The 14,715-nt window shown below is 70.6% G+C and carries 16 protein-coding genes; 10 read left to right on the top strand and 6 right to left on the bottom strand.

Annotated elements, in window-relative coordinates; translation table 11 throughout:
- The first annotated feature begins 152 nt into the window (after positions 1-152).
- The 5 genes from ACPCJR_RS22650 (at position 153) to ACPCJR_RS22630 (ending at position 4,590) form a co-directional block, all read left to right on the top strand.
- On the top strand, positions 153-1,151 hold the full coding sequence (locus ACPCJR_RS22650) for a GNAT family N-acetyltransferase (RefSeq protein ID WP_391515785.1): 999 nt from the start codon (positions 153-155) through the stop codon (positions 1,149-1,151).
- A gap of 75 nt (positions 1,152-1,226) precedes the next feature.
- Positions 1,227-2,396, top strand: coding sequence for an MFS transporter (locus tag ACPCJR_RS22645; protein WP_391515783.1), 1,170 nt, complete (start codon positions 1,227-1,229; stop codon positions 2,394-2,396).
- 97 nt (positions 2,397-2,493) lie between these two features.
- The gene (locus tag ACPCJR_RS22640) at positions 2,494-2,622 is read left to right on the top strand and encodes a TFIIS helical bundle-like domain containing protein (protein WP_192282456.1); all 129 of its coding nucleotides are present in this window, start codon (positions 2,494-2,496) and stop codon (positions 2,620-2,622) included.
- A gap of 582 nt (positions 2,623-3,204) precedes the next feature.
- Entirely contained in the window at positions 3,205-4,263 is a 1,059-nt protein-coding gene (locus ACPCJR_RS22635) for a hypothetical protein (RefSeq protein ID WP_391515781.1), read from the top strand.
- Positions 4,264-4,275: 12 nt separating this feature from the next.
- Positions 4,276-4,590, top strand: a complete 315-nt coding sequence (locus tag ACPCJR_RS22630; RefSeq protein WP_391515779.1) for a hypothetical protein — start codon at positions 4,276-4,278, stop codon at positions 4,588-4,590.
- A gap of 12 nt (positions 4,591-4,602) precedes the next feature.
- On the opposite strand, the gene ACPCJR_RS22625 is transcribed toward ACPCJR_RS22630, so the two are convergent.
- Positions 4,603-5,796 carry a patatin-like phospholipase family protein gene (locus ACPCJR_RS22625; protein WP_391515777.1) on the bottom strand — a complete coding sequence of 398 codons (1,194 nt, stop codon included), beginning with the start codon at positions 5,794-5,796 and terminating at the stop codon, positions 4,603-4,605.
- 377 nt (positions 5,797-6,173) lie between these two features.
- Here ACPCJR_RS22625 and ACPCJR_RS22620 point away from each other — a divergent pair, with 377 nt between their 5' ends.
- The 5 genes from ACPCJR_RS22620 (at position 6,174) to ACPCJR_RS22600 (ending at position 9,484) form a co-directional block, all read left to right on the top strand.
- Positions 6,174-6,743, top strand: coding sequence for a ComEA family DNA-binding protein (locus tag ACPCJR_RS22620; protein ID WP_391515775.1), 570 nt, complete (start codon positions 6,174-6,176; stop codon positions 6,741-6,743).
- A gap of 164 nt (positions 6,744-6,907) precedes the next feature.
- Entirely contained in the window at positions 6,908-7,123 is a 216-nt protein-coding gene (locus ACPCJR_RS22615) for a hypothetical protein (RefSeq protein WP_110351010.1), read from the top strand.
- The gene (locus tag ACPCJR_RS22610; protein ID WP_391515773.1) at positions 7,120-7,629 is read left to right on the top strand and encodes a DUF3016 domain-containing protein; all 510 of its coding nucleotides are present in this window, start codon (positions 7,120-7,122) and stop codon (positions 7,627-7,629) included. The genes ACPCJR_RS22615 and ACPCJR_RS22610 overlap by 4 nt, the downstream gene beginning before the upstream one ends.
- A gap of 89 nt (positions 7,630-7,718) precedes the next feature.
- Entirely contained in the window at positions 7,719-8,627 is a 909-nt protein-coding gene (locus tag ACPCJR_RS22605) for a diacylglycerol/lipid kinase family protein (RefSeq protein WP_391515771.1), read from the top strand.
- Positions 8,624-9,484 carry a metallophosphoesterase family protein gene (locus tag ACPCJR_RS22600; RefSeq protein WP_391515769.1) on the top strand — a complete coding sequence of 287 codons (861 nt, stop codon included), beginning with the start codon at positions 8,624-8,626 and terminating at the stop codon, positions 9,482-9,484. Before ACPCJR_RS22605 ends, ACPCJR_RS22600 begins: the two co-directional genes overlap by 4 nt.
- 19 nt (positions 9,485-9,503) lie before the next feature.
- On the opposite strand, the gene ACPCJR_RS22595 is transcribed toward ACPCJR_RS22600, so the two are convergent.
- The 5 genes from ACPCJR_RS22595 to ACPCJR_RS22575 form a co-directional block, all read right to left on the bottom strand.
- Positions 9,504-10,964, bottom strand: coding sequence for a sodium:solute symporter family protein (locus tag ACPCJR_RS22595; protein ID WP_391515768.1), 1,461 nt, complete (start codon positions 10,962-10,964; stop codon positions 9,504-9,506).
- The gene (locus tag ACPCJR_RS22590) at positions 10,961-11,164 is read right to left on the bottom strand and encodes a DUF3311 domain-containing protein (protein ID WP_391515766.1); all 204 of its coding nucleotides are present in this window, start codon (positions 11,162-11,164) and stop codon (positions 10,961-10,963) included. The genes ACPCJR_RS22595 and ACPCJR_RS22590 overlap by 4 nt, the downstream gene beginning before the upstream one ends.
- Positions 11,165-11,295: 131 nt before the next feature.
- The gene (locus ACPCJR_RS22585) at positions 11,296-13,344 is read right to left on the bottom strand and encodes an ATP-binding protein (protein WP_391515764.1); all 2,049 of its coding nucleotides are present in this window, start codon (positions 13,342-13,344) and stop codon (positions 11,296-11,298) included.
- Between the two features lie 120 nt (positions 13,345-13,464).
- On the bottom strand, positions 13,465-13,914 hold the full coding sequence (locus ACPCJR_RS22580) for a tellurite resistance TerB family protein (protein ID WP_391515763.1): 450 nt from the start codon (positions 13,912-13,914) through the stop codon (positions 13,465-13,467).
- A gap of 44 nt (positions 13,915-13,958) precedes the next feature.
- Positions 13,959-14,705: a nucleotidyltransferase family protein gene (locus ACPCJR_RS22575; RefSeq protein ID WP_391515761.1), complete on the bottom strand. Its 747-nt coding sequence runs from the start codon at positions 14,703-14,705 to the stop codon at positions 13,959-13,961.
- Positions 14,706-14,715 lie beyond the last annotated feature (10 nt).

The following is a 14,715-nucleotide window of genomic DNA, read 5'->3' as shown; positions in this document are numbered from 1 at the left end:
AGCGGAGCGCTTGCGCGAGGTGGATCGGCCACCTCGCGCAAGCCTCTGTCCCGAAATGGATTTCTCCGTCATAAAAGCGTGCGGCCTTCGTGATGATGTCGCCGCACACGAGGGGCGCAGCAGCCTCTCGGCCGCGACGGGACGGATCGACCATGCTGCCGAATTTTTCCCCGCGCGACGCGACGGCGGCGTGGAAGGCCGGCTGGGAAAGCAAGGTGCAGGCGCCGTTCGCCCGCTTCCGCCAGACCTTCGAGGGCGTTGACCTCGCGCTTCCCGGCGGCGCGCCGATCCTGCTCAAGGCCCGCGCCAAGCGCCCCTTGCTCGATCCGGGTCTCGAGCCTTGCCTCGGCCGCATCGGCTCGCTCGAAGTGCGGCTCGCGACCACCAAGTCCGAGATCCGCCGGGCCCAGCGCCTGCGCTTCGGCGTGTTCTACGAGGAGATGTCGGCCATCCCCTCGGGCATGGCCGCGCTCAAGCGCCGGGACATCGACGCCTACGACGCCGTCTGCGACCACCTCCTGGTGATCGACCACGCCGCCACCGAGGCCAAGCCCTTCCGCAAACCTCGCCCGAAAGTGGTCGGCACCTACCGCCTGCTGCGCCAGGATCGGGCCGAGGCGCATTTCGGCTTCTACTCGGCCGGCGAGTACGATCTGGCGCCCCTGCTGGATCGCCATCCCGGCAAGCGCTTCCTCGAACTCGGCCGCTCCTGCGTGCTCAAGCCCTACCGCACCAAGCGGACGGTCGAGCTGCTCTGGCACGGCATCTGGACCTACGTGCTGCACCACCGCATCGACGCGATGCTGGGCTGCGCCAGCCTGGAGGGGACCGATCCGGATCGCCTCGCCCTGCCCTTGAGCTTCCTCCACCACCACGCCCGCGCGCCGGAAGCGTGGCGCGCCCGTGCCCTCCCCGAGCGCTACGTGGCGATGGACCGGCTCGCCAAGGAGGCGGTCGATCCGAAGGCGGCGCTGATGGCGCTGCCACCGCTGGTGAAGGGCTATCTCCGGGTCGGGGCGACCTTCGGCGACGGCGCCGTGGTGGACCGCCAGTTCGGCACCACCGACGTGCTCGTGGTGCTGCCGGTCTCGGCCATCGCCGCCCGCTATATCGGCCATTTCGGCGCGGGTGCGGATCGGCACGCCGCCTGACGCGAGCGGGTTGCGCGAAAGCCGCAGGCGGGGTCAGGCAGGCGCCCCTCCCCGCTCTTTCGCCCTCCGACGGTCATGTCCGCGCTCTCCCAACCCCTGTCCGACCGCGAGCGTCTCGGCGCGATGGCCGCCGCGATCGCCTGCGTCGCGGTGGTGGGCACGGGTCTCGGCCTGTCGATCCCGCTCCTGTCGCTGGAGATGGAGCGGATGGGGGCCTCCAGCGTCGTCATCGGCCTCAACACGGCGGTGGCGGGCTTGGCCGCGATCCTCACAGTGCCCTTCGTGCCGCGGCTCGCCGCGTCGGTCGGCGTGGTGCGCCTGCTGATCCTGGCAATCGCGCTCGGCGGCCTCTGCCTCACCGCCTTCAAGGTCTTCCCCGACATCGTCCTGTGGTTCCCCCTGCGCTTCGTCTTCTCGACGACGATGGGGGTGCTGTTCGTGCTCTCCGAGTACTGGATCAACGACGCGGCGCCCAACGAGCGGCGCGGGCTGGTAATGGGCGTCTACGCGACGGTGCTGGCCATCGGCTTCGCCATCGGGCCGACGCTGCTGACGATTCTCGGCACGGAAGGATACGCGCCCTACCTCGCCGGCTCGGCCCTGTTCTTCGTCGCGCTGACGCCGCTGATCCTCGCCCGCAACCTCTCGCCCTCCCTCGGGCACGCGAAGGGCGCCGGCATGATGACCTATCTGCGCCTCGCGCCGCTGGCGGTGCTGGCTGCCGCCCTCTACGGCGCGGTGGAGGCGGGCGCCTTCGCCATCCTGCCGCTCTACGGCCTGCGCATCGGTCTCGACGCGCAGGTCTCCGCCGCCCTGGTGAGCGCGGTGGCGCTCGGCAACGTGCTGTTCCAGATCCCCGTCGGGCTCCTGGCCGACCGGATCGACCGCCGCCTCGTCCTGCTCGGCGCGAGCCTCGCGGGGGCGCTCGGCGCGGCCCTGATCCCCTCTGTCTCCGGCTCGCTGCCGTTGCTGAGCGCCCTGCTCTTCGTCTGGGGCGGCATCGCCGGCACGCTCTACACCGTGGGCCTCGCCCATCTCGGCGCGACCCTGCGCGGCCCGGATCTCGCCGGCGCCAACGCCGCCTTCGTGATGCTCTACAACGCCGGGCTGATGCTCGGTCCGCCGCTCATCGGCGGCGGCATGGACCTGTTCGCGCCGCAGGGCTTCGCCCTCGCCCTCGCGCTGCTGTTCGCAGCCTACCTCGTGCCGGTGCTGCGCAGCCTCGCCCGAGGACGACCGGGCTGACGGGCTCGGCGCGGGAAACGGAACGGCACGGCGGGGCTGCCCGTTATCGGAGAAGCTGCACCGTTCCCTTCCGCCCACCCTCAAGGAGCCCAGTCCCATGAGCCTCATCGGACGCCTCGTCACCAAGATCCTCGGCACCGACGACCGCGTGGTCGCGCGCGACGACCGCAACGCCGGATCGAGCAGCCCGATCGGCCGCCTCGTCACGAAGATCCTGCGCAAGTAGCAGCCCCAAGCACGGACTCTCCGAGCCGAGGCCGGCCGGACTGTCCGTGCGGTCAGGCGACGATCCCCCCTGTTGACCGAAGAAGAGGCCGGCGCTTCGATATCCATCGATGCAGGCCTCTATCCGTTGGGGCTCGTCTCACGCGACCGCACACGATGACGCGCGGCCGGTATGGCCGATCGGCATACCGTGCCAAGCCACCCCTCGCCCCGATCGGGCGGCCTCCATGGGCCAAAAATTCTGTACTCGAGGGCTGCGCGTACACACGCAGTACAATTGAAGGAACGGATTATGAAACAAAATCAAAATACAATTTAAAGCTCTATACAGGCGTAAATATTTGCAGCTTTTAACCCAAAGCGCGAAATTTATATTCTAAAATTTGGTCGTCTTCAATGAAACTTGTTCTCGAAATGCGCTCCGGAATGCGAATTCGAGACGTTTCGAGTCGGGCTTGTCCGTTCGAGACGGGAGCGGCACGGTAAAATCTGACCATCGGACCGCCACTTCCAATTGGTCACTTTACAACCGGAGGTATTGTCTTCAATCCTTCGTGCCGTCGCGATTCAGGAGTTGGACGGCATGGCCGGTGATGTGGCGCTCGATGAAACCCTTCTGCCGCTGGTTTCGGCGCACGGAAGCCTTGCGGCCGCGTCCGGCCCTGTCCTTCACGAGTACGGTTCGTCGGTGAGGATCGGCATCGGGGGAGGCGGTCGTCCCTCGGCGGCCCTCAACGAAGAGGCCTTGTCCGATGCCGAGAAGAGCGGGTTGCAGGCCTTCCGCCTGCGGCTCTCGGAGCCGTATCGGGCCAGGAAGGCGAGCCGGCCCTTTGCGGACGTGCCCTGGGGCAGTTCGACCGCGGTTCCGCAACTGCACAGGGACCGTCAGGCCGTTATCCGCGGCGCACCCATCGCGCAGGACCCGAGCGCCGCCCCGGCCGGGGCGCCGGAGGCGAAGCGGCTGGCGGGCCGCGTGGCGGTCGGGCTCGTCATCGTCTCGGGGCCCGGCTCGCTTGCCATGACGGATGCGCAGACCCGCAAGATCGTCGCCGAGGTCCAGAACGGATTGAGTTATCTCGGGGGCCAAGCCCCGGCACGAGACGTGACCTTCGCCTACGACATCCAAGTCGCCCAGATCGACGTTCCCGACACGCAATCAGCTCCGCCCGCCGGGACCAAGCCGGACGATCTCTACGAATACTATGAGCGCCCCTGGCGAGATGCGGCGCTGGCGGCGATCGGTCAGGCTCCGGGCGGCAACGGCATTCGCAGTTACATTCGCTCGATCAAGGCGCAAAAGAGTGCGCAAGCAGCGTACTGTGCGTTTTTTACGCATTACACGCTTCACCACTTCGCTTATTGTAGTGGATCGTACCTCACGATGCAGTATTCAAACGATGGGTGGGGTCCGGAAAATCTCGACCGGATCTTCGCTCACGAGACCGGTCATATCTTCGGTGCGCCGGACGAGTATGCCGAGAGCGGGTGCGATTGCGGCGGCGCCTGGGGATTCCACCGCCGGCCGAACCTGAATTGCGAGAGTTGTGCGGATAACAGTGTCGATTGCATCATGAAGCGCAACACTTGGGCCATGTGCGACGAGACGCCCTACCACCTCGGATATACAATGGCAGGTGTCTGAAGGAGGCTCCCGATGGAACAGCTGTTCATCGTCGAGGACGACCGATCCGACGAGCGCACGCGGCGGGCTCTCCGCAGCGTTCGGAAGAGTCAGGAATTCTCCGATCGCGTCTTCGTCGCGGAGGGGGATGCCCGGTCGATCGCGGCTCTCGGCCAGTCGCCGGGCGTGCGGACGCCGAGCCAGCTGACGGCCGATGCGGCGGACGCGCTCTCGCCCGCCGAACGGCTCTCGATCGATGCGTGGCAGAGCCGTGCGGAGCCCGAGGCGAAGGTGCGTCCCGGCGACGGCCTGAGCTGGGGGCACAAGGATTTTCGGGCGCCCCGGTGACGGGGCGTCCGCTCAGCGTCCTGCCACCGCCTCGCGCACCACGCTCTTGACCAGCGGGGCGGCCGGCACGCTGGGGTGCCAGAAGGTGCCGGAGCGGCCGGCCTCGTAGCCGTACTGATAGAGGCTGCGCATGTAGGCCGTGTCGAAGCCCCGCGCCGTCGTGGTCTGCGGCGCGCTCTCGTCGATATAGGTCAGGTTGAAGCCGAGCCCGTTGCGGCGGGCGAAGGCGTCGGTCGCCACCAGCGTGGCCCGCGAGCGGGCGCGGCTGGCCGTGGTGAAGGACTTCTCCACGATCGAGAGCGTGTTGTTCTTGGTCACCTCGAATTCCGGCTCGAGCCGGCCGTTGATGACGACGTAGATGTCGGCCTTGCCGGCGTTGCGGAAACGTCCGTCCCGCACGAGGAAGCTCTGCGGCAGGGTGAAGACCGGCGTCACCACCGAGCCGTCCACGTGCATCTCCTGGAAGGCGCGGCCCTCCGCCTGCACGTCGAGGAATTGCGGCGGGAACACCGCCGGGATGCTCGCCGAGGCGGTCAGCACGTCCGTGAACAAGGCCACCGAATTGGGCGCCCCGCTGGCGGCGATGGCGCCCATGTTCCAGATCACCGCGCGCTGCGTGTCGAGGTTCGTGGTCACCACGAGGAGGCGGCGGCCCTTGGCATGCTCCTCGGCGACCGCCTGGAGCAGATCGGGCGTCACGTAGCGGGCGATCAGGCTGCGCAGGCGCCCGTCGCCGAACAGGCCGGAGCCGAACAGGACGTTGGACAGGCTCGGGCTCTGCACGAGCGATTCGGCGATGCCGCTGGTGTAGATATCGCTGAGATAGCTGTCATAGGCCGGCCCGAGGAAGGCGAAGGGCGCGATCAGCGCGCCCGTCGAGACGCCGGAGACGATGGTGAAGTCCGGCCGCTTGCCGGAAGCGGTCCAGCCGTTGAGCACGCCCGCGCCGTAGGCCCCGTCCCCGCCGCCGCCCGAGAGGGCGAGGTAGCTGAAGGCCTGCCGCTTCTTCTGCGGGCCGACCGTCATCGACAGGAAGTCCTCGGCGCTGGCGTCGGCATAGGCCCGCACGCCGACCATGCCCGGGACCGTGGCGGCGTCCGCCTCGGCCTTGGTGTAGTTGGTCCGCGGGAGCGAGGAGCAGGCGGCGGCCTGCCCGGCGACCGCCGCGGCGAGGAGCAGGCGCGACCAGCGGAAACCGTGTGACATCGACATGACCTGAAAAGCCCGGACGCGAGGCTTGAGCATACACCAAACGAGCTTGGCCGTATTGCGTTCCCGCGGGGAGCCCGTCGTCCGGCACCATCTGATGCGGTGCGGCCACAACCTTGAGCTGGCTTCTCAGGGCCGAACCCGCTGTTCCGCGAAGGTCCGGCGGTCCCGCGAATCGGCCGCGGGAGAAGCGGGACCGTGCCCGATCTCTCGGACTTGTCAGATGTACGAGGCGCTTACGCGCACTAAGATGTGAACGGGACGACGCCGAAGGCGCCCGGCCTCGGGAACGCCGACGACGCACGGGCCGCTCTCCGAGGTCGGGCGGACGAACCCGCATCCGGCCGCCGGCCGAACTTCGACGAAGGGCGCATATGCTGAGCGGATCGGCGATCCTGCGGGTTCTCCTCCTGATCGTGGCGGCGGCGGGCATCGCCGGGATCATCCAGCACGTCTGGCTGGGCGGCCCGGCCTCGACTCCCACCCCACCCGCGGCCGGCTCCGCGGAGACCGGGCGGACGAAGGCATCGGCAGCCCCGCCGCAGACCGGGCCTGTGCGGGTCGTGACGCCGGCCGAGCCGCCGCGCTCCGAGGCGCCTCAGGCCGCGCCCCAATCCGCAGTTCAAGCTGCGCCGCAACCGGCTCCCGCGCCACCGCCGCCGGCCGCGCCCCCTGTCCCGCAGCCGTCGGCCGTGCCGGCGCCCGCCCCGCCCGAGCCTGACCCGGTCGCCGAGGCGGAGGAGAACGCGCCCGCCCCGGCCATCGCCCTGGTCGATCTCAATACCGCCACGCTCGCCGAACTGAACGGATTGAAGGGCGGCGGCGCCATCGGCCGCACGGTCATCCAGCACCGCCCCTACGCCTCGGTCGACCAGTTGCTGTCGAAGCGCGTGCTCAACCGCGCCACCTACCAGCGCATCAAGGATCAGGTGATCGTGCGCTGACGGAGCGCCGCGCCCGGGCGGAGGCCCGTCGGCGACAACGGGGCGGAAGCGAAACGGGGAAACAATTTCGAGAGCGCCCGGCGCGCGCGCAGGGCGCTGGCACAGCGGGCGCACAGGCCTTAAACAGGAGGGGACGTTCCCTCAACGAAGGCCGAGGCCGCTCCATGCAAACGACATCCGGCGCACCGATCCTCCGCCAGGATCTGGGCGTCGAGGAGACGACCGAGTCCGACAACATCGTCCGCTGGGACGGCGAGCGGCTCTACGTCGAGCAGGATATCTACCACAACGGGCAGCTCGTTCACCGCAAGTACCGGCGCACGATCACCGAGCCGGTCGCCCGCGCCCTGCAGGCGATCATCAAGCGCTCGCAGCAGTGAGGGCATCGGCGCTCGCGCTGCTGGCCTCCCTGGCCGCCCCGATCGCCTTCGCCGCTCCGGCGGCGGCGCAGGTGCGGCTCAGCTTCGTCGCGCCCGAGCGCTACACCGATGCCGAGAACCGCTTCGGCTCCGGCCTGTCCCGGCGGGTCGTGCTGGCGGAGATGCAGCGCCTGTTCGAGACGCTCGGCGACCGGGTGCTGGCCCCGGGCCAGACGCTGGACATCGCGGTGCTCGACATCGACCTCGCCGGGTTCGACCAGCCGAGCTTCGGTCCGAGCCAGGGCGTGCGGGTGGTGAGCGACGTGACCCCGCCGCGCTTCCGCCTGCGCTACGCCCTGAAGGAGCGCGGCCGCACCCTGCTCACCGCCGAGGAGACGGTCACCGACCTCAACTTCCTGCTGCGCTACGCCCGCTCCTCCTCCGGGCAGTCCTTCTTCTACGAGCGCGAGCTGCTGCGGGACTGGTTCCAGGCGCGCATCGCCGAGCGGCGCCCCCCGCGGAGCTGATCCGGCGGGACCGGGCCGCCGTCACACGCCCGACGCCCGCGCCTGCCATGTCCGCGCGATCACGGGCGGGTCACACGGCACTTCCGAACATGCGGATCGTCCTCGTCGCCAACGTCGCGTCGGGCGCCTTCGCGGCTGGTCCCACCCCGGCCGAGATCCGCGCGCGGCTCGCGGCGGCGGGCTTCGACCTCGCGCCCGAGCCGGAGGAGAGCCTGCCGCTCGCCGAGCGGCTGCGGCAAGCCGCGGGCACGCAGGGCGTCGAAGCTTTGGCGGTGGCGGGCGGGGACGGCACGCTCAACTGCGCGGCCGGCGTGCTCGCGGGCGGGCGCGTGGCGCTCGGCATCCTGCCGCTGGGCACCATGAACCTGCTGGCCAAGGATCTCGGCATCCCGCTCGATCTCGACGGGGCCGTGGACACGCTGCGCACGGGGCGGCCCCGCGCCGTCGATGTCGGCCGCGTCAACGGGCACGTCTTCCTCATCAATTCCGTGCTCGGCATGCCCGCCCGCATGGTCCGCCACCGGGAGGGCTTTCGCGGGCGGCGCATCGGCCTGCCGGGGCTCCTGCGCCTCGCGCTCGCCACCCTGCGCCATCTCGGACCCTATCCACGCCTGTCGGCGGTCCTTTCGGTGGGCGGGCGGCGGATGCGGATGCGGCTTCGCCTGCTCGCGGTGATCAACAACGACTACGCCGAGGGGCCGGGACAGATTCTGGAGCGGACCCGGGTCGATGGCGGCGGGTTGACGCTCTACATCGCCCGCCGGCTCCCGCCCTGGCGCCTCGCCCGGCTGGCCCTCGGCTTCGGCCTGGGCCGCTGGCGCGCTCTGCCTGGGCTGGAACGCCGCGGCGCGACCCGCTTCGCCCTCTCGGCGGGGCGGCGCGCGCTGCGGGTGATGAACGATGGAGAGATCCGCTTGATCGCCTCGCCCCTGCGTTACCGGCTCGAGCCGCGCGCCCTCACCGTGATCGTCCCGGCCGCGCGGGAGCCCGGCCGGTGAGACGGATCGCCCACATCTCCGACCTGCATTTCGGGCGCACCGATCCGGCGGTGGTCGAAGGTCTCGTCGCCGAGCTGAACCGCGATGCGCCCGACCTGATCATCGCCTCGGGCGACTTCACCATGCGGGCGCGGCGGAAGGAATACGCGGAGGCGTGCGCCTTCCTTGATCGGCTCTCCGCGCCCTGGATCGCGGTGCCGGGCAACCACGACATCGCCTATTTCAAGCTGCTGACGCGCTTCTTCCACCCGTTCGGCCGCTACCGGCGCTTCATCGCGCGGGACACCGAGCCGACCTTCCTCGACGACGAGGTCGCGGTGGTCTGCCTCAACACGGTCCGGACCTGGGCGCCGGAGACGGACTGGTCGCAGGGCAAGATCACCCGGGCGCAGATCGCCCGCACCGAGGAGCGGCTGGCGGCGTTGCCGGGCCACGTCTTCCGCATCGTGGTGGGCCATCACCCCTTCATGCCGCCGCCCTGGGACGCGGAGGCCCGCCTCGTCGGCCGCGCCGACGAGGCGCTCGACGCCTTCCGCCGCCACGGCGTCGGCCTGACGCTGGCGGGCCATCTCCACCGGCACTACGCCCGCTTCGCCGAGGCGCCCGAGAGCGGTGCCGAGCCCGATACGGTCGCGGTCGATCGCGGCACGATGCAGGGGAGCGGCAAGCGGCTGCTCGCCGTACAGGCCGGCTCCGCCACCTCGACGCGGCTGCGCGGTAACGAGCCCAACGCCTATAACCGCATCGTGATCGAGGACGGCCGCGCCACGGTCACCGTGCGGATCTGGACCGGCCAAGCCTTCGAGGACGCCCGCTCGGAGTCCGAGGCGGGCGCGGGAGGGCCGGGCGCCGCCTGAGCGCCGCCCGGCCGGTGTCTCAGGGCCGAACCGGCCGCCGCGCCCCGCCGCCGGCGAGGCTGACGGCGAAGGCGACCGCGAGGTTGAGGGCGAGCGCCACCACGCCGATGTTGAGATCCTGCACCGGTCCCGGCAGGCCGGGGAACAGCTTGGCCAGCGTGTAGCCGCCGACCACCGTGACCGCCACCGCGGCCACGCCGGCCAGGATGCCCGCCATCGCCCCCGCGCGGGTGAGCGGGTTGTTCGGCCACAGGCTGAAGAAGAAGGCCGGGAAGAGCTGCGTGACCACCGCGTAGCCGATCAGCAGGAGCTGCACGATGGTCTCGCCCCCATAGAGGGTGAAGCCGACGCAGGCGAGCGCCAGCAGCGGCGCGATCCCCTTGGCGAGCCGGCCCGTCGAGGCGTCGGTCGCGCCCTTCGCCAGCGGTCGGTAGAGGTTCTGCGCGATCAGCGTCGCCCCCGCGATCAGGATCATCGAGCCCGGCACCAGCGCGGTCAGCACGCCGGTCGCGCCGATGATGCCGACGAACCACGGCGGGAAGGTCTGGAGCGCGATCTTGAACAGCGAGAGATCGACGTCCGGCCCCGTCAGGCCCGGCACCTGCAGCACGGCAGCGAAGCCCGCGAAGAACACGAACAGCAGCATGAGCTGGTAGAGCGGCAGGAACACCGCGTTGCGCCGGAAGGTGCGCTCGTCGCTCGCCGTGTAGATCGAGGCGAAGATGTGCGGGAACATCCAGCCCCCGAGTGCCGTGAGCAGCGTGGTCGAGGCGAACCAGGTCGCGCTCTGGCCCCGGTCCGGCAGGGCCAGGAAGCCGGGCTTGGCCGTGTCGATGGCCTCGAACATCGGGCCGATGCCGCCGTAATAGTGATACGGGAGATAGATCCCCAGGAAGATCACCACGAACAGGATCATGAAGTCCTTGAGCACCGCGGTCCAGGCCGAGCCGCGCACGCCCGAGACCATGACGTAGACGGTGAGCGTGCCCGCCCCGATCCAGACGGCCAGAGTCGGCGAGATCACGCCGTAGGAGGCGGTGGCGACGATGATGCCGAGGCCTTTGAGCTGGAGCACCATGTAGGGGACGAGCGCCACCAGCCCGACCAGGGCCACGAGGATGCCGAGGCTTTTGCTGTCGTAGCGCGCGGCGAAGTAGTCCGGCTGCGAGAACAGCCCGCGCTCCTTGGCGAAGCGCCAGGCGGGCGGCAGGATCCAGTAGGAGATGACGTAGATCAGCGTGAGGTAGCAGAGGATGTAGTAGGTCGGTCCGCCCTTGCCGTAGGCCCAGCCCGAGCCGCCGAGGAAGGTGAAGGTGGTGTAGATCTCGCCGGCCATCAGCAGGAAGACGAGCAGCGTGCCGAAGCCGCGCTTGCCCACGCTCCACTGCTCCATGTCCATGGTGTGCCCGGCCCGGGCCCAGAGGCCGAGGCCGAGCGCCACCACGACGGCGAGCGCGATGATCGGAAGCGCCGCGTTCATGCGCCGTCCTCCGGCTCGCGGTTGGCCGGATCGGTGAGGTAGATCAGCGCCATGATCGCCGATGTCGCCACCGTGCAGGCGACGAGCCACGCCAGCAGCAGGGGCATGCCGAGCACCATCGGCTCGACCCGGTTGAACACGAACGGCCCCACCAGCATGCCGAGCGCGGGCAGGGCCGCGAGCCATCGAAGCTGCTTCATGGCCGGACCCTCCCCGGCCGTTGCCCGATGGATCGTTCGCTCAGTGCCGTCATGCGCGTCCCGTCAGCTCGACGGGCGGACCATGAGGCAGAATCCGCGCCAGGGCGAGGGAGGAGGGCCGCTTTTCGTGTTCACGCGGCCTCGGCGCGGTTCCCTAGAAGACCGGGCAGGGCGCGCAGGTTGAGGGGCTTGGCGAGAAACCCGTCGAAGCCCGCCGCGTGGGCGGCGGCCACGTCCTCGCGCCCGGTATTGGCGGTCAGCGCCACGAGATGCAGGGCGGCGGCACCGGTTTCGGCCTCGCGGGCGCGGATGCGGCGGGCGGTCTCCAGGCCGTCGAGGCCCGGCATGCGGATGTCGATCAGGGCGAGGTCGAAGCGCGGCGCGTCCGCGATCAGCGCCAGCGCCTCCAGCCCGTCGCGGGCGAGCGTGACCTGCGCGCCGAGCCGCTCCAGGGCCTTGGTGGCCAAGAGCGCGTTGATCGGGTTGTCCTCGGCCAGGAGCACGCGCCGGCCCGGCACCGCGTCCTCGACCCGCGCCGGCGCCGGCTCGCTCGGCGGCGCGGCCGAGCCGGCCGCGGCGGGTCGCGGTTCCAGCAGGCGGTCGAACAGGGAGCGGGCGCGCACCGGCTTGATCAGGTAGCTGTCGAAGCCCGCCGCGGTGGGCGCTCCGAACTCGCGCCGGTCGAAGGGCGAGAGCAGGATCAGGCTGCAGCGTAACCCGCAGCGCTTGCCCTCCGCCGCGAGCGCCCGCACGGCGCCGTCGCCGAGGCTGCGGTCGGCGATCAGGGCGTCGAAGGAGGCGCCCGCCAGGGCGTCGAGGCCGGCCTCCGCGCTGTCGACGACGACGGCCGCCGCGCGGCAGCGCGCCAGCCGCCGGGCCAGGAAGGTGGCCTGGAAGGGCGAGGCCGCCACGATCAGGATCTTTCGCGACGCGAGATTCGGCGCGGGCCGGGGCGCCTGCGCCCCGTCGGAGGCGGTCAGCGGCAGCACGACCCGGAAGGTCGAGCCGCGTCCCAGCGTCGAGCGCGCCTCGATCGTGCCGTTCATGCGCTCCACGAGGCGGCGGGTGATGGCGAGCCCGAGGCCGGTGCCCTCGTGGCGCCGGCTGGCGCTGTCGTCGCCCTGCTCGAACTCCTCGAACAGGATCGGGATGCGCTCCTCCGCCATGCCCGGCCCGGTATCCTCGATGGTGAGGCTGAAGCCGTCTCCCGCGCGGGCGAGGCTCACGCCGACGCCGCCGCTGTGCGTGAACTTGATGGCGTTGCCCGCGAGGTTGAGCAGGATCTGCCGCACCCGGTCGGCGTCGCCGACGCGCAGGGCCACGAGGTCGTCGGCGATGTCGAGGGCGATCTCCAGGCCCTTGTCCTGGGCGCGCGGGGCCAGCAGCTCGACCACGCCCTCGACCAGGGCGGCGACGTCGAAAGGTTCGGCGGCGAGGTCGAGGCGGCCCGCCTCGATGCGGGAGAAGTCGAGGATGCCGTCCACGAGGCCGAGCAGCGCCTTGCCGCTGGTGCGCAGGGACTCGACGTAGGTGCGCTGCTCCGGGTCGAGGCGGGTATCGAGCAGGAGGTCGGCCATGCCGAGGATGCCGTTGAGCGGCGTGCGCAGCTCGTGGCTGACGGTGGCGAGGAAGCGGGACTTGGCGACGTTGGCGGCCTCCGCCCGGCTCTTCGCCTCGTCGAGGGAGCGCACCGCCTCGACGCGCTCGGTCACGTCCTTGCCCGCCCGCAGCCAGTTCGGGCTGCCCTCGCTGCCCGCCGCCGGCATCTCGACGAAGGAGAACCAGCGCGGCACGCCGTCCACCGGCACCAGCCGCTCCTCGACCACCCGCACCCCGTCGGGCCGCTGCTCGACCGCGCCGTGCTCGACCACCTGCGGGGTCAGCGTCGAGCCGATCAGGTCGAGGGGCCGGAGCCCGAGCAGGGCGGCGAAGCCCTCGCTCGCGAAGGTGATGCGCCCCTGCCCGTCCCGCTGTACCACCGCCTGGGTGGTGGCCTCCACCAGCACCCGGTAGCGCTCCTCGCTCTCGGCGATCTGCCAGAGCCGGTCCTGGAGCGCTTCCGTCATGTCCGAATCCTGGACGACGGGTTCGCGGCGGCGGAGCGAGACCACGATCAGCGCCAGCATGGCCGCCGCCACGCTCAGGCTCATCACGGTCACCGCCAGGGTCATCGGCTGCATCACGCGCTCCGCCCGCCGGGCATCCGGCGTCTCGAACGTGCAGAGTGACAGGGGCGCGTGAAGCGGCGCTTGAGAAAGAGGCTTAAGGGCGGATGACCGGAATCGCCGAAAAGCGCCGGTTCACAGCTCCGGGAAGCGCGCGAGCAGCCCGGCCTTGTCGAGCGAGAGGGCGCCGGCCACCTCGGCCAGCGCCGCATCCTCCTCGCGGCCGATGCCCTCGTGGTCGGCGACGTCCGCGGCGAGGAGGAAGACGCTGCGGCGCTGCTCCTCGGGCCGCCCGGCGATGGCGGCGATCCGCACGAGGTTCTCCGCGCGGCCGGAGCGGGTGCGGGCGCGGCCGAGCCCTTCGTAGAAGGCGTGCTCCAGCATCAGGGCGTCGTAGCCCTTCTCCAGGATCGGGTTGGCCCGCATCCCCTCGAGCGCCGTCTCGAATTCCTCGGTCATCAGCTCGCCGTCGGCGACCGCGACGTTGGCGCAGGCCGAGACCGCCGCCTGCATCAGCGTCTCGTCGCCGGCATAGGCCTTGAGCGTCGTGCGGAACCGCTCGACCGTGTCGTGGAGAAAGCCCATCGTCTCGAAAATCCCGGCGTCGGCACCGACAACGGATGCGCCGCTCAAACGATCCGCGCGCTGTCGCGCACCCGCGCCTCGGCCGCGTCGATCGCCTCCGGCGTGCCGACATGGAGCCACTGCCCGTCGAGGCGCAGGCCTTGGAGGCGGCCGGCCCGCGCCGCCCGGTCGAACAGAAGGGTCAGGGAGAAGGCGCCGTCCGGCGTGTCGGCGAACAGCTCCGGCTTCAGGATCGCCACGCCTGCGTAGATGAAGGGCGCGACCTCGCGCTCGCCCCGCCAGGCGAGGCGGCCGTCGGCATCCATGTCGAAATCGCCCGCGCCGTCGTAGCCGAGGCTCGTGGCGGTGGGGGCGACCAAGAGCAGGATGTCCGTCGTCTCCGGGTCCCAGGCCTCGATCAGCCGGTTGAGGTTGGGCCGCGGCCCCTCCAGCCAGAACGAGTCCGAGTTGAACACCACGAAGGGCTCGCCCGCGAAATGGGCCAGCGCCTTCTTCACCCCGCCGCCGGTCTCCAGGAGCGCCGCGCGCTCGTCGGAGAGGACGATGCGCGGCGCGGCCCTGCGGTGGGCGAGGTGGCCCTCCATCAGGTCGGCCAGCCAGTGGACGTTGACCACCGCGGTCTCGATGCCGCCCTCCGCCGCTCGGTCGAGGGCGTGGTCGATCAGCGCCTTGCCGGCGACCTCGACCAGGGGCTTGGGCAGCGTCGCCGTGACCGGCCGCATGCGCTTGCCCAAGCCCGCGGCGAGCACGAAGGCGCGGGTGATCGTCCTGGAATTCGGTTCAGCGCTCATGCCGCGTCGA

Origin of the sequence: Methylobacterium sp. NPDC097929 (assembly GCF_049543375.1) — a bacterium.
Taxonomy (GTDB): Bacteria; Pseudomonadota; Alphaproteobacteria; order Rhizobiales; family Beijerinckiaceae; genus Methylobacterium.
The sequence above is the reverse complement of the archived record's forward strand: the minus strand, read 5'-3'. Positions and strand labels throughout refer to the sequence as shown.